The sequence below is a fragment of the Siccirubricoccus deserti genome (assembly GCF_014283215.1).
Taxonomy (GTDB): domain Bacteria; phylum Pseudomonadota; class Alphaproteobacteria; order Acetobacterales; family Acetobacteraceae; genus Siccirubricoccus; species Siccirubricoccus deserti.
In genome coordinates this window covers 108,491-126,742 of sequence record NZ_JACOMF010000009.1, presented here as the reverse complement: position 1 = coordinate 126,742, position 18,252 = coordinate 108,491, and the positions used below count along the sequence as shown (strand labels likewise).

20 protein-coding genes are annotated in these 18,252 nt (G+C 70.3%); 6 read left to right on the top strand and 14 right to left on the bottom strand.

Going from position 1 to position 18,252, the window contains the following annotated elements; genetic code table 11:
• Nucleotides 1-3 precede the first annotated feature (3 nt).
• From H7965_RS10440 to H7965_RS10420, 5 genes are all read right to left on the bottom strand, one after another.
• Complete coding sequence (locus H7965_RS10440) at nucleotides 4-996, bottom strand: Bug family tripartite tricarboxylate transporter substrate binding protein (RefSeq protein WP_186770513.1); 993 nt, start codon at nucleotides 994-996, stop codon at nucleotides 4-6.
• On the bottom strand, nucleotides 993-1,796 hold the full coding sequence (locus tag H7965_RS10435; protein WP_186770512.1) for an SDR family NAD(P)-dependent oxidoreductase: 804 nt from the start codon (nucleotides 1,794-1,796) through the stop codon (nucleotides 993-995). The genes H7965_RS10440 and H7965_RS10435 overlap by 4 nt, the downstream gene beginning before the upstream one ends.
• Nucleotides 1,797-1,984: 188 nt before the next feature.
• Nucleotides 1,985-2,656 (bottom strand): glutathione S-transferase family protein, encoded by a 672-nt coding sequence (locus tag H7965_RS10430; RefSeq protein WP_186770511.1) that lies wholly within the window; start codon nucleotides 2,654-2,656, stop codon nucleotides 1,985-1,987.
• 66 nt (nucleotides 2,657-2,722) lie between these two features.
• Nucleotides 2,723-3,127 (bottom strand): hypothetical protein, encoded by a 405-nt coding sequence (locus H7965_RS10425; protein ID WP_186770510.1) that lies wholly within the window; start codon nucleotides 3,125-3,127, stop codon nucleotides 2,723-2,725.
• A 3-nt stretch (nucleotides 3,128-3,130) separates the two neighbouring features.
• Complete coding sequence (locus H7965_RS10420) at nucleotides 3,131-3,355, bottom strand: hypothetical protein (RefSeq protein ID WP_186770509.1); 225 nt, start codon at nucleotides 3,353-3,355, stop codon at nucleotides 3,131-3,133.
• 425 nt (nucleotides 3,356-3,780) lie between these two features.
• Between H7965_RS10420 and H7965_RS10415 the strand changes: the two genes are divergently transcribed.
• Nucleotides 3,781-3,999, top strand: a complete 219-nt coding sequence (locus H7965_RS10415; protein ID WP_186770508.1) for a hypothetical protein — start codon at nucleotides 3,781-3,783, stop codon at nucleotides 3,997-3,999.
• A 134-nt stretch (nucleotides 4,000-4,133) separates the two neighbouring features.
• On the opposite strand, the gene H7965_RS10410 is transcribed toward H7965_RS10415, so the two are convergent.
• Nucleotides 4,134-4,559, bottom strand: coding sequence for a response regulator (locus H7965_RS10410; protein WP_186770507.1), 426 nt, complete (start codon nucleotides 4,557-4,559; stop codon nucleotides 4,134-4,136).
• Nucleotides 4,560-4,692: 133 nt separating this feature from the next.
• Between H7965_RS10410 and H7965_RS10405 the strand changes: the two genes are divergently transcribed.
• Nucleotides 4,693-6,159, top strand: a complete 1,467-nt coding sequence (locus H7965_RS10405) for a PAS domain-containing protein (protein ID WP_186770506.1) — start codon at nucleotides 4,693-4,695, stop codon at nucleotides 6,157-6,159.
• Between the two features lie 16 nt (nucleotides 6,160-6,175).
• Here the strand turns inward: H7965_RS10405 and H7965_RS10400 are convergent, their stop codons facing one another.
• Nucleotides 6,176-6,886: a transglycosylase gene (locus tag H7965_RS10400; RefSeq protein WP_229682571.1), complete on the bottom strand. Its 711-nt coding sequence runs from the start codon at nucleotides 6,884-6,886 to the stop codon at nucleotides 6,176-6,178.
• Nucleotides 6,887-7,360: 474 nt separating this feature from the next.
• On the opposite strand from H7965_RS10400, the gene H7965_RS10395 reads away from it, so the two are divergent.
• Together H7965_RS10395 and H7965_RS10390 are read left to right on the top strand one after the other, a co-directional pair.
• Nucleotides 7,361-8,347, top strand: coding sequence for a Bug family tripartite tricarboxylate transporter substrate binding protein (locus H7965_RS10395; protein WP_186770505.1), 987 nt, complete (start codon nucleotides 7,361-7,363; stop codon nucleotides 8,345-8,347).
• Between the two features lie 71 nt (nucleotides 8,348-8,418).
• A complete protein-coding gene (locus tag H7965_RS10390) occupies nucleotides 8,419-9,258 on the top strand; it encodes an NADPH-dependent oxidoreductase (RefSeq protein ID WP_186770504.1) in 840 nt (279 codons plus the stop codon).
• Between the two features lie 90 nt (nucleotides 9,259-9,348).
• Here H7965_RS10390 and H7965_RS10385 read toward each other — a convergent pair whose 3' ends face one another.
• Both H7965_RS10385 and yddG read right to left on the bottom strand, forming a co-directional pair.
• Nucleotides 9,349-9,843 (bottom strand): hypothetical protein, encoded by a 495-nt coding sequence (locus H7965_RS10385; protein ID WP_186770503.1) that lies wholly within the window; start codon nucleotides 9,841-9,843, stop codon nucleotides 9,349-9,351.
• 91 nt (nucleotides 9,844-9,934) lie between these two features.
• Entirely contained in the window at nucleotides 9,935-10,807 is an 873-nt protein-coding gene (yddG, locus tag H7965_RS10380) for an aromatic amino acid exporter YddG (protein WP_186770502.1), read from the bottom strand.
• Nucleotides 10,808-10,872: 65 nt separating this feature from the next.
• Between yddG and H7965_RS10375 the strand changes: the two genes are divergently transcribed.
• Nucleotides 10,873-11,217 carry a phage holin family protein gene (locus tag H7965_RS10375; protein WP_186770501.1) on the top strand — a complete coding sequence of 115 codons (345 nt, stop codon included), beginning with the start codon at nucleotides 10,873-10,875 and terminating at the stop codon, nucleotides 11,215-11,217.
• Nucleotides 11,218-11,278: 61 nt separating this feature from the next.
• Entirely contained in the window at nucleotides 11,279-12,811 is a 1,533-nt protein-coding gene (locus tag H7965_RS10370) for a UxaA family hydrolase (protein WP_222440549.1), read from the top strand.
• Between the two features lie 388 nt (nucleotides 12,812-13,199).
• On the opposite strand, the gene H7965_RS10365 is transcribed toward H7965_RS10370, so the two are convergent.
• The 5 genes from H7965_RS10365 to H7965_RS10345 form a co-directional block, all read right to left on the bottom strand.
• Entirely contained in the window at nucleotides 13,200-13,748 is a 549-nt protein-coding gene (locus tag H7965_RS10365) for a cysteine dioxygenase family protein (protein ID WP_186770500.1), read from the bottom strand.
• A gap of 103 nt (nucleotides 13,749-13,851) precedes the next feature.
• Complete coding sequence (locus tag H7965_RS10360; protein ID WP_186770499.1) at nucleotides 13,852-14,703, bottom strand: fumarylacetoacetate hydrolase family protein; 852 nt, start codon at nucleotides 14,701-14,703, stop codon at nucleotides 13,852-13,854.
• Nucleotides 14,704-14,772: 69 nt separating this feature from the next.
• Nucleotides 14,773-15,522: an SDR family oxidoreductase gene (locus H7965_RS10355; RefSeq protein WP_186770498.1), complete on the bottom strand. Its 750-nt coding sequence runs from the start codon at nucleotides 15,520-15,522 to the stop codon at nucleotides 14,773-14,775.
• Between the two features lie 193 nt (nucleotides 15,523-15,715).
• The gene (locus H7965_RS10350; RefSeq protein ID WP_186770497.1) at nucleotides 15,716-16,006 is read right to left on the bottom strand and encodes a hypothetical protein; all 291 of its coding nucleotides are present in this window, start codon (nucleotides 16,004-16,006) and stop codon (nucleotides 15,716-15,718) included.
• Nucleotides 16,007-16,299: 293 nt separating this feature from the next.
• Entirely contained in the window at nucleotides 16,300-18,096 is a 1,797-nt protein-coding gene (locus H7965_RS10345; protein ID WP_261394145.1) for an IlvD/Edd family dehydratase, read from the bottom strand.
• Nucleotides 18,097-18,252: the final 156 nt, after the last annotated feature.

Here is an 18,252-nt window from a genome sequence, read left to right as displayed (position 1 = left end):
GCGTCAGTCCGGCTTGATGCCGACCGCCCGCACCACCTCGAACCACGCCGCCGTCTCCCGTGCCAGCCGGGCGGCGACGGTGGCGGCATCGGCGTGGCTGACGAAGGTGCCGGCCTCGGCGGCGCGGGCCTGCACCACCGGCTCGGCCAGCACCGCCTGCACCTCCCGCGCCAGCCGCGCCTGCACCGCCGCTGGCGTGCGAGCGGGGGCGTAGAGCGCGTACCAGACGTTCACCGGCATGTCGTCCAGCCCGCTTTCCGGCAGGCTCGGCACATCCGGCAGCGCGGGATGGCGGGTCCGGCCGGTGGTGGCGATGCCGCGCAGCCTGCCGTCGCGGATGAAGCCGATCACCGGCGGCGGGCTGTTCATGTAGAATTGCACCCGCCCGGCCAGCAGGTCGCTGATGGTCTCGCCGGTGCCGCGGTACGGCACATGCACCAGATCGATCCCGGTGCGCCGCTTCAGCAGCTCCGTGCCCAGATGGTGCAGCGAGCCATTGCCGGCCGAGGCGTAGTTGAGCTGCCCTGGCCGCTGCTTCGCATAGGCGATGAACTCCTGCATCGTCCGCACCGGCACCGAGGGGTGCACCATCATCACCTGCGGCGTGTCGGTCAGCAGCGCGATCGGCGCGAAATCCTTCTGCGGGTCGAAGTCGGCGATGCCTTCCACCGCCGGCCGGCCGGTCATCGTTCCGGAATAGCCGACCGTCAGCGTATGCCCGTCCGGCCGGGCGCGGGCGGTGGCCAGCAAGCCGATGCTGCCGTTGCCACCGGGACGGTTCTCCACCACCACCGGCACGCCGAGCCGCTGCGACAGCGGCTCCGCGATCAGCCGGGCGGAGAAATCCGTGCCGCCGCCAGCCGGCGAGGCGACGATGATGGTGACGGCGCGCGAGGGGAAGGCGGCCTCCTGCGCCCCGGCCCGCGCCGCCGGCAGCAGCGCCGGCGCCGCCAGCAGCGCGCGGCGGCGCAGCAGCGCGCGGGCGGGCGCGCTCATACCGGCCCCGCCGCGGTGAAGCCGCCATCGACGACGATCTCCGTCGCCGTCACATATTTCGCCTCGTCGGAGACCAGGTAGAGCACCGCATGGGCGATGTCCCAGCCAGTGCCCATGTGGCCGACCGGCACGCTGGCGTTGCGCCGGGCGATCAGCGCCTCGGCATCATTGGCGCCGAGCTGGCGGACCAGCCGGTGCTCGACCAGCGGCGTGTGCATCAGCCCCGGCACCACCGTGTTGCAGCGGATGCCCTTCTTCGCATAGCCCATGGCGACCGATTTGCTGAAGGCGATGACGCCGGCCTTGCTGGCCGAATAGGCGGTGTGGACCCGCCCCGTGCCCATGCGCAGCCCGGCGACGGAGGAGATGTTCACCACCGCGCCGCTGCCCTGCGCTTCCATCACCGGCAGCACGTATTTGCAGCCGAGGAAGGGGGTTTTCAGATTGGTGTCGATCTGCCGGTCCCAGACCTCCTCCGGCATGTCGGCCGGACCGCCGGGGGCGGAGCCGCCGACGTTGTTCACCAGGATGTCGATGCGGCCGAAGCGCTGCATGCAGGCGGCGACCGCGGCTTCCACCGCGGCGGCATCCAGCATGTCGCAGGCATGGGCGACGCAGGTGCCGCCCTCGGCCTCGATCAGCCCGCGGGTTTCCTCGACCGCGGCCGGCACCACGTCTATGCCGAACACCGAAGCGCCCTGCCGCGCCAGCAGCACCGCCGTCGCCTTGCCATTGCCCCATCCCGGTCCCACCGACCCCGCGCCGGTGACGACGGCGACCTTGCCCGCCAGGCTGAACATGCGTTTCCCTCCGTCTTGAAAATTCGGAACCACGGAGGCTTTGCCCCCGAGCCCCCATCGGGGAGACAAGCGTCTCCCCGGCTCCGGCGTGAGTTTGGGTCAGGTTGTCCCAGCAGCCGACTCACGGCGGGTCCGGGGCCAAGCCTTGGCCCGGTGGGGGGCGGGGGCAGCGCTCCCGTCGAACCGGCCTAAGCCGCCATGTGCCGGAACATCGCTCGGCGCGCCTCGTCATCCATCTCCGTCTTGAAGGCATGACGGTCCTTGATCGCCGTGGCCCTGGCCGCGGCCGGGCGGGCGTTGATCGCGGCGAAGTGGCGCTGCACATGCGGCACCGCCGCCCAGCCCTCGGCGCCAAGCACATAGGCGGCGGCGCGTTCCCAGCCCCAGGCCGCCATGTCGACGATGGAGTAGCTGTCGCCGACCAGCCATTCGCGCGTCGCCAACCGGTCGTTCAGGATGTCCCAGTGGCGCTTCGCCTCGAAGTCGTAGCGCTTGATGGCGTAGGCCAGCTTCTCCGGCGCATGGTTGGCGAAATGCACCGACTGGCCGGAATAGGGGCCGATGCCACTGGCGATGAACATCAGCCAGGACAGCGTCTCGCCGCGCAGTGCCGCGGGCGGCAGGAATTTGCCGGTCTTCTCGGCGAGGTAGAGCAGGATGGCGTTGCTGTCGAAGACCTTCACCCCGTCATCATCGATCGCCGGCGTCTTGGCGTTGGGGTTGATGGCGAGGAATTCCGGGGTGTGCTGCTCGCCCTTGCGGGTGTCGACCGGCACCGCCTCATAAGGCAGGCCGCTTTCCTCCAGGAACAGCGCGACCTTCATCGGGTTCGGCGCCGTGTGGTAGTAGAATTTCAGCATGGCGTTCCTCCTTGATGAGGTGGAGTGGACCCGGTTTGCCGTGGCCCGGCAAGCGGCATGGCGGGCTCAGGACGCAAAGCTCGACCGCGCCTGCACCCCCCAGACGCCATCCAGGCAGGCGACCACCCAGAGCGAGCGGAAGCTGCCGATGGCGCTGCCATCGGCCCGCCGCCGGGTGAATTGCACGTCGAGATGCACCTTCGCCGGACCGGCCGCGACCACCCGCCGGAAATCCCAGTCGGAGCGCGCCCAGCCGTCGCCGGCGCGCGCCACGAAGCCTTCGATGGTGTAGTCCTCCGGCCGCTCCCACACCTGGAAGCGGCTGCCGGCCAGACGGTGATGCGGGAAATGCATCGTCGCCGCCAGTGCCCGCTGGTCGCGCGCATTCAGCGCCGCCATGAAGCGGTCGAGCACCGCCATCGACGCTGCCACCGCTGCGGCATCCGGCGCCGCCTGGCTTGCATCCTCCACGCGCTATGCCCTCGCGACCGGCGCCGCGCGCGGCACAGTCGCACTGACATGCAGCGCGCGGTTTATCCGCTCGATCGAGCGGCCCCTGGGCTCGATGCCGAGGAACAGGTAGACCGCGCCCGCCAGTACGAGCCAGTCCGAGAACACCAGCATGCCGCCAAGGACCGCGGCGGCGATGATCTTCTGGCTTCTGGCGAGCGCCTCCTGGCGACCGAGCAACTCGAACATTGCGGTTCCTCCCGAAACTGTGGCGGCTCGATGCTTCCTTTGGCGCGCGGCGAGCGGCAGCGTCCTCCCTGCGGGAAATCGCGTCAACATCGCAAGCAACAGGCGCCGCAGCTTCGCGTTGGGCAGTGCGGCATCGTGCAGGCCGGCGGAATCGTGGCAGCGCGGTTCGCCACCGGCGGCACCTCTTCCATCGCGTTGTGCAGGAGGTGCTGAAGATCCAGACGCGTCACCAATCCGCCCTGGAGATCGACCACGTGGCCCGCTGCGTGCGTAATGGCCGCAGCCGCAGCTGCCGAAGCGAGGAAGGGCTACGGGACCAGATGGTGATGGAGGCTGTTTGGCGTGCCGGGCCGATACGCGGGCCGGCGCCTGACCAGGGATGAGCAATGCCGTGAACGAACTATTCTCCTCGCCGCGCGATGGGGATGGCAGCGAAGCCGAAACCGGAGATCATGATGCGTCCGATCCTTCTCGCCCTGGTGCCCGCCTTGCTGATCGGGCTCGCCGGCTGCGAGCGCGAAGGCCCGGCGGAGCGCGCCGGTCGCAGCCTCGATCGCGCCGGGCAGAACGTGCGAGATGCCGTCGATCCGCCGCGCGGGCCGGTCGAGCGGCTCGGCCGCTCGGTGGATCGGGCGGTCAACTAAGCCCCGAAGCGAATGCCGAAGCGATCCCCGCTCGCACCGGCGGAGCACGCCCTGGCGTGACCTCCGCACGGCAGCGGTTGCTCTGCCGGGACACTTCACCCGGCACCTTGACACCGGGTGCCGGGATCGCTGCATCAGATGTGGCGATCGGCCTTGGGTGGCGGTTGCGGAGCCGCTTGCGCCGGGGTGCCTTCGGCCATCAGCTCGCGGATCATCGTGGCCGCCAGGGTCGGGGTGAAGGGCTTCGCAAGGAAGCGCGCGCCATCGACCGCTTGCCCGGCCTCGACGCCGGAGTAACGGCCGGAGGCGTAGAGCACCGGCATCTCGGGCCGCACGACGCGCACCGCGCGGGCGAGCGCGAAGCCGTCCGAGCCGCCGGGCAGGTTGATATCAGTCAACATCGCCGCGATGTCGCCGCGGTCGCACACCAGGCCGAGCGCTTCCTTCGCATCCGCCGCTTCAAGCACTTCGAACCCGCCGTCGCTCAGTGCATCGACGAGCGTCAGCCGCACCAAGAAATCATCCTCAACGACAAGCAGTACCGGAACTTCACCCTGCATGACCAAACTTCCTTGCCCCGCCACCTCCAATCACCAATCGGGGTGGTCGTTGCCGTGGGCCGGCGTGACGACTCCGTGACGCGCCGGCACGCCGGCGCATCGATCGTGGCATTCGGCGACTGAGGTGCGCCGCATGGCCACCGCCGATGTCGCTGCTGTCGGGAAATTCAGGCACGATGGGCTGCTGTTCTCCGCGGTCGCGGCCTCACCGATGGCGATGACCGTCACCGATCCCGGTCAGCCGAACAATCCGATCATCTTCGCCAACCGCAGTTTCCTGACGATGACCGGCTATCCGCCGAGCCAGGTGCTCGGCCGCAATTGCCGCTTCCTGCAGGGTCCGGCAACGGATGCGGCAACCGTTGCGGCGTTGCGCCAGGCGGTGCAGGAACGCCGCAGCATCGCCACCGAATTGTTGAACTATCGCCGCGACGGCTCGCCATTCTGGAATGCGCTGTTCATCTCGCCGGTGCTCGATGCGCAGGGTTCGGCGCGCTGGATGCTCGGCAGCCAACTTGACGTGACCCAGCGGCGGGAAGTGGAGGCGGAACTGCGCCAGGCGCAGACGCTGGAGGCGCTCGGCCAGCTCGCCAGCGGCATCGCGCATGACTTCAACAACCTGCTGATGGTCATCGCCGGCAGCCTTGACATGCTCGGCCATGCGGAAGACGGGCTGCGGCGCAAGCGGCTGATCGAGCGCGGACAGGAAGCGGTGGCGCGAGCGAAGCGGCTGACCGGGCAGCTGCGCAGCTTCGGGCGACGGCAGACGCTGCAGTCGCGGCCGGTCGACCTCAACGCGCTGGTCGCTGCGGTGGCGGAGCGGCTGCGGCCCTCGCTGCCGCCCGGGATCGCCTTCGAACAGCAGCTCGACGAAGGGCTGGCACCCTGCCACGGCGATCCAACCGGGATCGAGCAGGCGCTGGCCAGCCTCGTCGCCAATGCCGCGGAGGCCATGCCGCAGGGTGGAACGCTGAGCGTCTGCACCGCCCGTGCCATGGTGCCGCCGGGCGCGCCAGATGGGCTGGCACCCGGCGATTATGCCGTGATCGAGGTGCGCGACACCGGCCTCGGCATGAGCCCGGCGGTGCTGCACCGCGCCCCTGAACCCTTCTTCACCACCAAATCGACCGGCGTCGGCGTCGGCCTCGGCTTGGCGACCGTCTACGGCTTCGCCCGGCAGTCGCGCGGGCAACTGCGGCTGAGCTCGCAGGCAGGGCGCGGCACCACGGCGCGGCTGCTGTTGCCGGTGCTCGGCCCGGAGGCCGCGCCGCCGTCCCCCGGGGGCGAGACGGTGCTGCTGCTCGCCGATGCGCCGGAGGCGCTGGACACCGCTGGGGCGCTGCTCGCCGGCCTCGGCTACCGGACCCTGGCGGCGGCCTCGGTGGCGGAGGCGACGGCGCTGCTGGAGGCGACGCCGGTCGATCTGGTCGTTGCCGTGGTGGCCGACGGCGGCGCCGGGGCCAGCCTGGCTGGCGCGCTGGCCGGGCGTCAGCCCGGGCCGCGGCTGCTCATCACCGAAGCGGCCGCGCTGCTGCGGCCCGGCGGGCTGGCGGCATTGCCGAAGCAGGTACGGCAGGCGCTGGACGGCGCGGCGAAGTAGCCTCGCCAGCAGCGCCTCAAGGCGCCTCAGCGACCTCCAGCAAGGTGGTGCCGCTGCGGCGGACCCGGGCGATCTCACCCTGGCTGCAACCCTGATCGTGCAGCAGGTCGGACCCCGGCGCGGTGACCTCCAGCTTGGCCCTGACCCGGCACATGACCCGCCGCGTGCTGGCGGCGGAGCCACCGTGCCAGCGGCGCAGCGCCTCGGCCCAGCTGCCGGTCTCGGTGTGCCAGCGGCGCAGCAGCCCGCCGGCCCAGTCGGCCGAGCGCACCGGGTCCAGCGGCCAGTCGGCGCCGCGGGCATGAACCCGCGCATTCACCTGCACGCAGCCGGCCATTACCGAGCGGCCGGAGCCGGCGCCGAGCAGCAGCGCCCGGGCGGCGGCCCGCTCCTCCGGGAAATAGGAGCGACCGCCGATGTTGAGGGCATGGGCATGCAGCCCGCTCTCCGACAGCGCGATCGCCACCAGCAGCCCGTCCGGCAGGCCGTGAATCGATTCCGCCCGGCGTGCGGCGGCCAGGCAGGCGGCACGCGGGCCGAGCTTTGGCCCGGTTTCGGCCAGGGCCGGCGGCAACAGCTCCTGCGGCGCATCGGGCAGACGGGGCTGGCGCGCGGCTTCCCCACTCGCTGCCGGGGAGGCGGCGTTGGCGATCCCGGATGCCAGGAGCAGTGGCGCCACCAGCAGCGCTGCCATCCAGGCAGGCCGGCGACGCCGGGCCGTAACCACGGCCTTGGCTCCTTGCCCCGGGTGAAGGGCGCCCCGCGCAACGCGCAGGAACGCCGCTGAGGGTAGCCGGGGGTTGCCCACCGGCGTGCCGTTCGCGGACGTCATGCCGCTGGCGTTAGCACGGTTCTGAAAAATCCTGCAACCTGGCGTGAGGCGATGCGGCGGGCGGCAGGCCGGGTGCGGCCGGCATTGCCAGCCGGATCTCCGCGCCGCGACAGTAAACCCGGCAATACGCCCGGTTCCATCGACCAGTTCATCTTACGAATTCGAGGCCTATGCTTGGCCTTCAGGTATCGAAGCCGTGACGGCGACATTCCGCCCGCCAGCGGGATTCATTCGGCCGAAAGGGGTGGCGGCGCGGCGCCGCGCCCGGCACACTGCCGGGACGCCGGAGCGGCAGGCCCCTGCTCGTCGCATCCTGCCTCACCCCATCGCGCCAGACCTCCGTACCAGACCGTCGCCGGACAATCCGCCATGCGCCGCCCTCATCGCCGCGCCCTGCTGGCCACCCTGCCATTGCTGGCGGGCGCCGCCCGGGCCCAGACCGTCTATCCCGACCGCCCGATCACCCTGGTCGCGCCCTTCTCCGCCGGCGGCGCGGCGGATCTGGCGGCGCGGGCGCTGGCCCAGTATGCACCGCGCCACCTGCCCAACCCCGCCGCCAGCATCATGGTGGAGAACCGCAGCGGCGCCTCCGGCGCCATCGGCACGCAATATGTGGCGCGGGCAGCGCCGGACGGGTTCACCCTGCTGATCGCCCGGGTCAGCGCCGCCGCCATCCTGCCGGCGATCGACCCGCGCACGCCCTATGCCTGGGACAGCTTCACCATGCTCGGGTTGCTGGACGAGAACCCCTTCGTCGTCTGCGTCCGCGCCGACGCGCCATGGCGGAGCCTGTCCGACCTGCTCGGCGCGCTGCGCGAGAACCCCGGGCGGCTGACCTTCGCCACCACCGGGCCGGCGACGATCCTCGACCTCGGGGTACGGCACATCTTCGCCTCGGCCGGGCTGCCGATCGATGCCGGGGTGGCGGTGCCCTTCCGCGGCGGCGGGGAGGCGGTGGCGGCGCTGCTCGCCGGCCAGGTGCAATTCATCGGCAATAACCTGAGCGATACCATCGGCGCCATCAGCCAGGGCGGGCTGCGCGCCCTGGTGGTCGGTACGCGACGGGACCGCCACGCCGCCATCCCCCAGGTGCCCACCGCGCGGGAGGCGGAGTTCGAGGCGCTGGCCGAGATCACCGGCTGGAACGCGCTCTACGCCCCCGCCGGGCTGCCGCAGCCGCTGATCGATGCCTGGGCGGAGGCGCTGGCGGCGCTGCGGCAGGACCAGGGCTGGATGGCGGCGACCCGCCGCGTCGGCTCCTTCCCCCGGCTGCTGCCGCCCGAGGAGACGCGGGACTATGTCCGCGCCCAGGTGGCGCTGTACCGCGACCTGGCGCGGCGGCTGGGGCTGATCTGAGCCGGTCCCGCTTCTCTGGCTTGTCATCACCGCTGCGATAGCTAGCCTGCCGGCGAAACGGAGACAGACGCATGGACGGGACCACCCAGACGGACAGCGGCAAGACGGCGGCGCTGATCGCCCGCTACGGCACCGATGCGGTGCCGGCGGCGGGGCCGTGGAATGCGGCGATCGCCGGCATGCTCGACCACCGCTCGGTGCGCGGCTACCGGCCGGATGCGCTGCCGCCCGGCACGCTGGAGACGCTGCTGGCCGCGGCGCAATCCGCCGCCACCTCCTCCAACCTGCAGACCTGGTCGGTCGTGGTGGTGGAGGATCCGGCGAAGCGGGCGGTGCTGGCGGAGATCGCCGGCAACCAGAAGCACATCCTGCAATGCCCGCTGTTCCTGGTGTTCCTCGCCGATGTGTCGCGCAACGAGCGGCTGGGGATCGCGGCGGGCCATCCGCTGGAGGGGCTGCCCTATCTGGAAACCTTCCTGGTCGCGTCGATCGATGCCGCGATGGCGGCGCAGAATGCGGTGGTAGCGGCGGAGACGCTCGGCCTCGGCACCGTCTACATCGGCGCGCTGCGCAATGACGTAGTGCGGGTGGCGCAGACGCTCGGCCTGCCGCCCGGCGCAGTCGGCGTCTTCGGCCTGTGCATCGGCTATGCGCTGCCGGGGGCGGAGAGCGAGGTGAAGCCGCGGCTGTCGCAGGCGGCGATCCTGCACCACGACACCTATGATGCGTCGGAGGAGCCGGCGCATCGCGCCGCCTATGACGCCCTGCTCGGCGCGTATTCACGGCGGAATGAGATGTCGGCCGACACCTGGACGCAGCGGGTGGTCAGCCGCAACGGCACGGTGAAGGCACTGCGCGGGCGGGACCTGCTGAAGTCGGCGCTGCGGACGCTTGGCTTCCCGTTGAAATAGAGCGGATCGCGGAGCGGCCTGAATCCGCTCCACGGCAACGAGCTACAGCGGTATCCGGGGCCTGAACCTGCAGGGGTTCAGGCCGCTGCATCAGCCGTGGCCAGTGCCGGAGGGTGCGCCGGTCGCCAGGAATTTCAGCGCCGCCTCCGGCACCGCCCGGCTGGGTCCCATCACCAGCCGGCAGGCTGCCGCAGGGTCGGTGCCGACGCTGTGGGCGATGTGCGGCAGCAGGTGGTCCAGGTAGCGGGCGATGAAGATCATGCCGGGGTCGAAGGACAGCAGCACCTCCCGTGCCGGCGGCGGGTCCGGCCAGGCGTTGCGGCGCAATGCGCTGATGGCGTTGAGCCCCGCCGCCGGCAGATGCCCGATGTGGCGGCGCAGGTCGCTGACAACACCCCAGGTGGCGATCTCCGGCTGCTCGCGCAACGCGGCGCCCAGGAGGTCCATCACCTGATCGGTTCTCACCTCGCCAAGATAGCGTAGCAGCAACAGCCGATCGGCGGGCAGCGGCAGGATGTCGAAGCGACCCCTGCCGGGCGCGGGCAGCTCATCGGGTGGGGTGGAGGACAGGCGAAGGTCTTTCACAGCGAAGCCGGACGCTGTGATACCCGATTGCTCTTCATTCACAAATGCGCAAAATTATTCCGAATTGTTAAAAAAATGGTACAAAATATCGCTATTTCGATGGTTCGGCAGATGCGCCGCCACCGGCCAGCGCCGCCAGCAGCCCGCCGCCCGCCACCAGCGCCGTCGCCGCCAGCACCTGCCAACTCAGCCGTCCCTCACCCATGGCCACGAGCAGCAGCGTGGAGACAACCGGCGTCGCATATCCCAGGGTTCCCAGCAGCCTGGGGTCGCCGCGCTTCATGCCGATATCCCAAAAGAAGAAGGCCGCCCCCATCGGCCCCGCGCCCAGCAGCGCCACCGCCAGCCAGTGGCGCGCCGTCAGCGTGGCGGCCGGCTCCAGTGCCCAATGGCCAAGCCCGGCGAGCAGGGCGGAGACCAGGCAGAACCCGGCCACCGCCTCGGTCGGCACCCTCGTGAAGCGGGCGGAGAGCACCGAATACAGCGCCCAGGTCAGCGCCGCCGCCAGGGCGCAGGCGAAGCCGGCCATTGCCTCCGCCGGAAAGCGGGCGCCGCCGCCGAGCAGCAGCGCCGCCCCCGCCGCCCCCAACATCACCCCCGCCAGCCGTTGCGGCCCGAGCGTCAGCCCGCGCAGCGGCGCCGAGAGCAACACGATCAGCAGTGGCCAGGTGTAGTTCAGCAGATTGGCCTCGACCGGCGGCGCCAGGGCGAGGGCAGCGAAATAGAGGGCGTGGAAGCCCGCCAGCCCGCCGACGCCGTGGGCCCAGGCCAGCGCATCCTGGCGCAGCGCCCCGAGCCGCCCGCGCGCCACCACCACCGCCAGTCCGAGCAGTCCGCCCGCGGCGAAGCCGAGGGCGGTGATCAGCAGCGGCGGCAGTGGCTGGGCAAGCCGGGCCAGCGGGGCGAGAAAAGCCCAGAGTGCCAGCGCGACGCAGCCGGCGAGGGTGGCGCGGTTCGGCGACAATTCATGCAGCTCCCGGACGGAAGCGGCAGAGTATGGTGACACGGCGGTATTGCGGAGGGGAACGGATGGGGTTTCTGGCACGGCTGTTCATCAACGCTTTCGCGCTCTGGATCGCCACGGAGCTGGTGCCGGGCCTCGAGGTGCGTGGCTTCGGCACCCTGCTGCTGGCGGCGCTGGTCTTCGGGGTGGTGAATGCGGTGGTGCGTCCGGTGGCGGTGATCCTGTCACTGCCGCTGACCCTGGTGACCCTCGGGCTGTTCCTGCTGGTGGTGAATGCGGCGATGCTCGGGCTGACCGCGCTGCTGCTGCCGGGCTTCCGGGTGGAGGGCTTCTGGTCGGCGCTGTTCGGCGCCATCGCCGTCTCCATCGTGAGCTGGGCGGCGGCACGGCTGTTCACCGCGGAGCGCTGATTCCAGGGGCTCGCGGCGGGGCTGGAACCGATTAGGATGCCGCCGGACAGGGAGAACCCCGATGGACGCCATCACCCAGCCGCCCGTGATCCGACTGCACCCGGAGGATGGCGTGGTCATTGCCCGCCAGGTCTTGCCGCCGGGCACGCCGGTGGCGCCGAAGGTGTTGGCCACGGCGCGCATCCCGGCCGGGCACAAGGTGGCGGTGGTGGCGCATGCGCAGGGCGAGCCGGTGCGCCGCTACGGCCAGATCATCGGCTTCGCCACGGAGGCCATCTCGCCCGGCCAATGGGTGCACACGCATAACCTGGCGATGGGCGACTTCTCCCGCGACTACGCCTGGGGCGTCGATGCGCGGCCCACCGAGCCGGTCGCCGAGCCAGCCACCTTCGAGGGCATCCGCCGCGCCGATGGCCGTGTCGCCACGCGCAACTACATCGGCATCGTCACCAGCGTGAATTGCTCGGCGCATGTGGCGGAGCTGATCGCCCAGGCCTTCCGCCGCAATCCGATCACCGGCGACGATCCGCTGGCCGAATGGCCCAATGTGGATGGCGTGGTGGCGCTGACCCATAAGACCGGCTGCGGCATGACCGAGGGCGAGCCGCTGCGGCTGCTGCGGCGGACCCTCGGCGGCTTCGCCCGGCATGCGAATTTCAGCAACGTCATCGCCATCGGCCTCGGCTGCGAGGTGAACCAGATCGGCGGGCTGCTGGATGAGCAGCGGCTGTCCGGACGGCTGCGCAACATGGACATCCAGGAGATGGGCGGCACGCGGAAGACCGTCGCCGCCGGCATCGACTTCGTGCGCGAGGTGCTGGCCGACGCCAATAAGGTGCGGCGCAAGACGGTGCCGGCGAGCGAGCTTTGCGTCGCCCTGCAATGCGGCGGCTCGGACGGCTATTCCGGCATCACCGCCAACCCGGCGCTGGGCGCGGCGAGCGATCTGGTGGTGCGGCACGGCGGCACGGTGATCCTCTCCGAATCTCCCGAGACCTATGGCGCTGAGCATCTGCTGACCCGCCGCGCGGTCTCCCGCGAGGTCGGCCAGAAGCTGGTCGATGTGATGCGCTGGTGGGAAGCCTATTGCGAGCGCGAGGGTGCCGAGATGAATGCCAACCCGTCTCCGGGCAACAAGCTCGGCGGGCTGACCACCATCCTGGAGAAGTCGCTCGGCGCCATGGCCAAGGCGGGCACCACCAACCTGGTGGATGTGGTGCGCTATGCGGAGCCCGTCACCGCCAAGGGCTTCGTCTTCATGGACACGCCGGGCTACGACCCGGTGGGGGCGACCGGCCAGGTGGCGGGCGGCGCCAACCTGCTGTGCTTCACCACCGGTCGCGGCAGCGTCTTCGGCTGCAAGCCGACCCCCTCCCTCAAGCTGGCGACCAACACGCCGATGTATGAGCGGATGGAGGACGACATGGACATCAACTGCGGCACCATCCTCACCGGCGAGGAGAGCGTGCAGCAGGTGGGCGAGCGGATCTTCCGGCAGATGCTGGCGACAGCGAGCGGCCAGCGGACCAAGAGCGAGAGCTTCGATTTCGGCGCGGCGGAATTCGCGCCCTGGGTGCTTGGCGCGACGATGTGACGGAGGCGCTGCCTTATCAGGTGGAATTCGTCACTGCACTCGAACTTCTGGCACGCGCCTGCGCGATGCTGAAGCAGGCCGGAGGGCCACTGCCCATCCTGGTCGGTGGCGCGGTAGTCGAGTTCGACCAGGAAGCCGCCGGCATTCCGGGAATTGACACCTCGTGGAGCCCTTGGTCATGGCTCGCATTACCCTCGCGGAGCCGGAGGGCAGATCCAGCGCAAGCCGGACGCCGGCTTCCGCCTGACTGGGGCTGCGGTCATGGTGAACAGCGGCCAGCGGCAGACCGGGGCGAAGCGCCACCTGCTGCGGCGCCTGCGGCAGGTGGTGATGGAGCGCGGCAAGCAGCCGCCGTTCAGCGCCAAATTCTGAGGCTCCGCACGGTGCCTCAGCCGGCATTCGCCTCCGCGAACATCCGCCTCGCCTTCTCCAGATCGTAGGGCTGCTCGCTCAGCGTCTCGGCATCCCACTCGCTGCGGCCGGCGGCGAAGAAATCGCCGCCGTAGACATGGATCGCCCCGGTCAGCCGGCTCAGCGGGTTCGTCACGGAATGGATGATGTCGCGGCCGAGCACCGTGCAGTCGCCGGCCCGCAGCGACCGCGCCCCCGCCGCCTCCACCGCGCCGGCGGGGCTGTCCGGCAGGCGGCGCCAGAAGATGTTGTCCTCGCCGCCGGTATAGACGCCGATGACCGCCCACATGCCATGGTTGTGCGGCATCAGCGTCATCCGCGGCGCCCAGACGACGTTCAGCACGGTGAGCTCCGGCGAGCGGTGCAGCACGTTCAGCCCGCCGCACTGCGGCTCACCCAGCCCCGCCAGCACCGCGCCGGGGTCGCGGACCGCCCGGGTGGTGAGTTCCCGGATGGGGCGCTGGCCGCCCTCGCCCTCCGCAAGGGCAGCGCGGCACTCCTCGATGAAGCGGTCCAGGTCGAACATGGATTTGGCCTCCCGGAGGAAGCCTAGAACAGCCGGGACGCCGACGGCACGGCAAAACTCCGCCAAGCCGGGCGGCGCTCCGCCCGGCCCACGCGGTGGTTGCTCAGCTTTCGTAGGCCACCGTCTTCTGGGTCTGCTCGCCCAGCCCCTGGATGCCGAGCTTCATCACCTGGCCCGCCTTCAGGAAGATCGGCGCCGGCTTCTTGCCGAGGCCGACACCCGGCGGCGTGCCGGTGAAGATCACGTCGCCCGGATGCAGGGTGATCATGTGCGAGACGTAGCTGACCAGCGTCTTCACCCCGAAGATCATGGTGCGGGTCGAGCCGTCCTGCATCCGCACGCCATCGACGTCGCAGTACATCGACAGGTTCTGCGGATCGGGGATCTCGTCCTTCGTCACCAGCCAGGGGCCGACCGGGCCGAAGGTGTCGCAGCCCTTGCCCTTGTCCCAGGCGCCGCCGCGCTCGATCTGCCACTCGCGCTCGGAGACATCATTGCCCACCGCATAGCCGGCGACATGCTCCAGCGCCTCGGCCTCGGAGACGCATTTCGCCTTGGTCCCGATGATGATGCAGAGCTCGACCTCCCAGTCGGTCTTCACGCTGTTCTTCGGGATGATCACGTCGTCATTCGCGCCGCAGAGCGCGCCGAGCGACTTGAGGAAGACGATCGGCTCCTTCGGCACCGGCGAGCCGGTCTCGGCCGCGTGGTCGGCGTAGTTCAGGCCGATGCAGATGAGGTTCTTCATCCCCGAGGTCGGCGGCCCGAGCCGCGGCGAGCCCGGCACTGCCGGCAGCGAGCCAGGATCGAGCGCGGCGAGCTTCGCCAGCCCGGCGGCGGAAAGCGCCGCGCCGGCCAGGTCGGGGATCACGCCCGACAGGTCGCGGATGGTGCCGGAGGCGTCGAGCAGCCCCGGTTTCTCCTGGCCCACGGGGCCGTAGCGCAGCAGCTTCATGGGTGGGTCTCCTGAGAAAGGCGTGCCGGCACGAAGAGTCGGTATGGCGGCTCCGGGCCGGCGCGAAAACTACAAGGTCCAGCCGCCGTCGATGACGATGGCCTGGCCGGTGACGAAAGTGCTATCGGGCGCGGCGAGATAGACGACCAGCGCCGCCATCTCCTCGGCGGTGGCCAGGCGTCCCATCGCCTGGCGGGCGACGAAGGCGGCGCGCGCCTGGTCCAGCCCACCCGCCGCGGCGGCGTTGGCGGCGATGCGCTCCTCCAGCGAGGGCGTGTCCACCGTGCCGGGGCAGAGGCAATTGCAGCGGATGCCGCGGGTCACGTATTCGGTGGCGACGGATTTCGTCATCCCGATCACCGCCGCCTTGGTGGTGCCGTAGAGGAAGCGGTTCGGCGCACCCTTCACGCTGGAGCAGGCGGAGGACATGTTGACGATGCTGCCGCCGCCGCGGGCGATCATGCCTGGCAGCGTGGCGCGGATGGTCTGCCACATGCTGCGGACGTTCAGCCCGAAGGCGAAATCCCATTCCGCATCGGTGCAGCTCTCGACGGTGTTCTGGTGGACGAAGCCGGCGCAGTTGAACAGCACGTCGAGCGGCCCGGCCGCGGCGATCGCCGCGGCCACCGCCGCGTCATCCAGCACGTCCAGTGCGGCGGTCTCGATGCCCTGCGCCGCCAGCCCTTCGAGCTTGGCCGCATCGCGGTCGGTGGCGAGGACGCTGCCGCCCTCGGCGGCGAAGGCCAGCGCGCTGGCGCGGCCGATACCCTGCCCCGCTGCCGTCACGAAGCATCGCTTGCCTGCAAGCCTGCCGGCCATGGTGCCTGATTCCCATCCCTCAGGCTGCCATGATCACGGCGGCGACGGCGGCGTCAACTGCCGCCGCCAGAGCAGCTTCAGGCCGCCAGGGTACGAGGCTACGGCGGCTCGCGGTCAGGTCCGGGTGCCAACCGCCATGGCCGGTCGTCCGCAGCGCGGTTCACGCCTCGGGCCCCGCCCCGCCGCGATCCCTCTACCGGGCCAGGGCGCCGCTAGCCTCCTCCACCAGGGCGAGGCCGGTGGGGCGTGCCGGCTTGGGGTGGACGACCATGGGCCGCACGGCGGGAGAGCGGTCGACCTCGGACCGGGAGGCGGGCGGCATGTCGCTGGCCTGCCGCGCGGGGACGGCGGCCGGCGGGGCGGAGAAGACGGCGCGGCGGTTCTGCTCCAGGGTCCGCGCCGCCTCGTCGCTGGCGGCGGGCTGGGCGAAAGCCGGGCTGGCGCCGAGCAGCAGCGCGGCGGCGAGCAGGGCGATGCGCGGCATGGAAAGTCCCTCGTTTTCTCTGCAAACCGGCCCTCGGGCCGGTCACTTGCCGGGAAATTAGGGATCTCCGCCCTGGCATGCCAATGCCAAGGATTGATGGGTGCCATCCATCCGGCGGATGGCGCTGGACGCGATCTTCGGCATGCCCATCAAGCCGGGTGCTTGTCGACGTCCTTGCGCAACCTTGCCGCGGAAGGCGTGCCAAAGCGCCAATTGCGAGGGATCATCGAGGCTCCCCGCAAAACCGCGAAGCGGTATTGCGGGGCGTTCCGGCCGGTGGTGCCCAGCGGCGCTCAGTGGTTGTGCCGGCTCTCGCCCCTGCTTTCCAGGATGTTGAGGTAGAGCGTCGCCGGCTCCAGGCAGCCGCCGGTCCCGAGCTGGCCGATCATGCTGCGCTGGATCTCCTCCCAGGGCGTCCTGTTCAGCAGGTCCGGCTTCTTCCAGGCCGCGCGCCGCGCCGCCAGCTCCCCCTCCGGGATCAGGACGTCCACCTTGCGGGTGTTGAGGTCGATGCGGATCGGGTCGCCGGATTTCAGCAGCGCAAGCCCGCCACCCACCGCCGCCTCGGGCGAGACGTTGAGGATGGAAGGGCTGGCGGAGGTGCCGCTCTGCCGCCCGTCGCCCATGGTCGGCAGGCTGTCGATGCCGGCGCGGATCAGCGCCGCCGGTGGCTGCATGTTCACCACCTCGGCGCTGCCGGGATAGCCGACCGGGCCGCAGTTGCGGATCACCAGCACGGTATGCGCATCGATGCCGAGCGAGGGATCCTCGATCCGGTCGTGGTAATCCTCCGGCCCCTCGAAGACCACGACCTTGCCTTCGAAGATGCCAGGCGGGTTGCTGAGGAAGCGGTCGCGGAATTTCTGGTCGATGACCGAAACCTTCATCACCGCATTATCAAAGATGTTGCCAGACAGGATGGCGAAGCCGCCATGCGGCTTCATCGGCGTGCCATAGGCGCGGATCACCTCGCGGTTCGGCTCCGGCAGCGCCTCGACATTCGCGGCCATGCTGCGGCCGGTGACGGTCATGGCATCGCCGTGGATCTTGCCGGCGAACAGCAGCTCCCGCATGACCGCTGGCACGCCGCCGGCGCGATGGAAGGCCTCCCCCAGGAACCGGCCGGCCGGCTGGCAATCGACCAGCAGCGGGATGTCATGGCCGATGCTGTCCCACTCCTCGATCTTCAGCTCCACGCCCATGTGGCGGGCGATGGCGATGATGTGCGGCGGGCAGTTGGTGCTGGCGCCGATGGCGCTGGCGGCGACGATCGCGTTCTCGAAGGCGGCGCGCGTCATGATGTCCGAAGGCCGCAGGTTCTCCCGCACCATATCGACGATGCGCATGCCGGTCGCATGCGCCATCTGCCCGCGTTCCCGATAGGGGCCAGGGATGGCGGCGCAGCCGGGCAGCGACATCCCCAGCGCCTCAGCGAGCGCGTTCATCGACAGCGCCGTGCCCATGGTGTTGCAATGGCCGACGCTGGTGCTGCTGCTGGCCACCAGCTCCATGAAGCCGTTGTAGTCCAGCTTGCCCTCGGCCAGCATCTTGCGGGCTTCCCAGACGATGGTGCCGCTGCCGGTGAGCCTGCCGCCGAAATGCCCGTCCAGCATCGGCCCGCCGGAGAGCACGATGGCCGGGATGTTCATCGTCGCCGCGCCCATCAGGCAGGCGGGGGTGGTCTTGTCGCAGCCGGTGGTCAGCACCACGCCGTCGATCGGGTAGCCGTGCAGCACCTCGACCAGCGAAAGATAGGCCAGGTTGCGGTCGAGCGCCGCGGTCGGCCGCTTCCCCGTCTCCTGGATCGGATGGATGGGGAATTCCAGCGGAATGCCGCCGGCGTCGCGGATGCCGGCCTTCACCCGATCCGCCAGGGCGATGTGGTGGCGGTTGCAGGGGGCGATGTCGCTGCCGGTCTGGGCGATGCCGATGATCGGCTTGCCCGACTGCAGCTCGCCCCGGGTCATCCCGAAATTCAGGAAGCGCTCGACATAGAGCGCGGTCATGCCCGGGTCTTCCGGATCATCGAACCAGCGCTGGCTGCGGAGCTTGAAACTCTTCTTCGTCTGGTCGGAACCGGCCATGGGCATCACTCCCCGATCGTCAGAGGCTGGGTCTGCCGTCGCCCTCTGTCAACGCCGTGGCGAGACCAGTTGCGCTGCGGCAAGGGCCCGTTGCGGCACAGCAAAGGCGTTGACAGCCGCTGCTGCGCCATCTTTTAATGTGCCTTGCGTACCATAAAGGAG

What these genes read in the sequence shown, in the direction of transcription:
- H7965_RS10440 (WP_186770513.1), bottom strand. Translation starts at nt 996, where the DNA reads ATGAGCGCGCCCGCCCGCGCGCTGCTGCGCCGCCGCGCGCTGCTGGCG.
- H7965_RS10435 (WP_186770512.1), bottom strand. Translation starts at nt 1,796, where the DNA reads ATGTTCAGCCTGGCGGGCAAGGTCGCCGTCGTCACCGGCGCGGGGTCG.
- H7965_RS10430 (WP_186770511.1), bottom strand. Translation starts at nt 2,656, where the DNA reads ATGCTGAAATTCTACTACCACACGGCGCCGAACCCGATGAAGGTCGCG.
- H7965_RS10420 (WP_186770509.1), bottom strand. Translation starts at nt 3,355, where the DNA reads ATGTTCGAGTTGCTCGGTCGCCAGGAGGCGCTCGCCAGAAGCCAGAAG.
- H7965_RS10415 (WP_186770508.1), top strand. Translation starts at nt 3,781, where the DNA reads ATGGCAGCGAAGCCGAAACCGGAGATCATGATGCGTCCGATCCTTCTC.
- H7965_RS10410 (WP_186770507.1), bottom strand. Translation starts at nt 4,559, where the DNA reads ATGCAGGGTGAAGTTCCGGTACTGCTTGTCGTTGAGGATGATTTCTTG.
- H7965_RS10405 (WP_186770506.1), top strand. Translation starts at nt 4,693, where the DNA reads ATGGCCACCGCCGATGTCGCTGCTGTCGGGAAATTCAGGCACGATGGG.
- H7965_RS10395 (WP_186770505.1), top strand. Translation starts at nt 7,361, where the DNA reads ATGCGCCGCCCTCATCGCCGCGCCCTGCTGGCCACCCTGCCATTGCTG.
- H7965_RS10390 (WP_186770504.1), top strand. Translation starts at nt 8,419, where the DNA reads ATGGACGGGACCACCCAGACGGACAGCGGCAAGACGGCGGCGCTGATC.
- H7965_RS10375 (WP_186770501.1), top strand. Translation starts at nt 10,873, where the DNA reads ATGGGGTTTCTGGCACGGCTGTTCATCAACGCTTTCGCGCTCTGGATC.
- H7965_RS10370 (WP_222440549.1), top strand. Translation starts at nt 11,279, where the DNA reads ATGGACGCCATCACCCAGCCGCCCGTGATCCGACTGCACCCGGAGGAT.
- H7965_RS10365 (WP_186770500.1), bottom strand. Translation starts at nt 13,748, where the DNA reads ATGTTCGACCTGGACCGCTTCATCGAGGAGTGCCGCGCTGCCCTTGCG.
- H7965_RS10360 (WP_186770499.1), bottom strand. Translation starts at nt 14,703, where the DNA reads ATGAAGCTGCTGCGCTACGGCCCCGTGGGCCAGGAGAAACCGGGGCTG.
- H7965_RS10355 (WP_186770498.1), bottom strand. Translation starts at nt 15,522, where the DNA reads ATGGCCGGCAGGCTTGCAGGCAAGCGATGCTTCGTGACGGCAGCGGGG.
- H7965_RS10350 (WP_186770497.1), bottom strand. Translation starts at nt 16,006, where the DNA reads ATGCCGCGCATCGCCCTGCTCGCCGCCGCGCTGCTGCTCGGCGCCAGC.
- H7965_RS10345 (WP_261394145.1), bottom strand. Translation starts at nt 18,096, where the DNA reads ATGCCCATGGCCGGTTCCGACCAGACGAAGAAGAGTTTCAAGCTCCGC.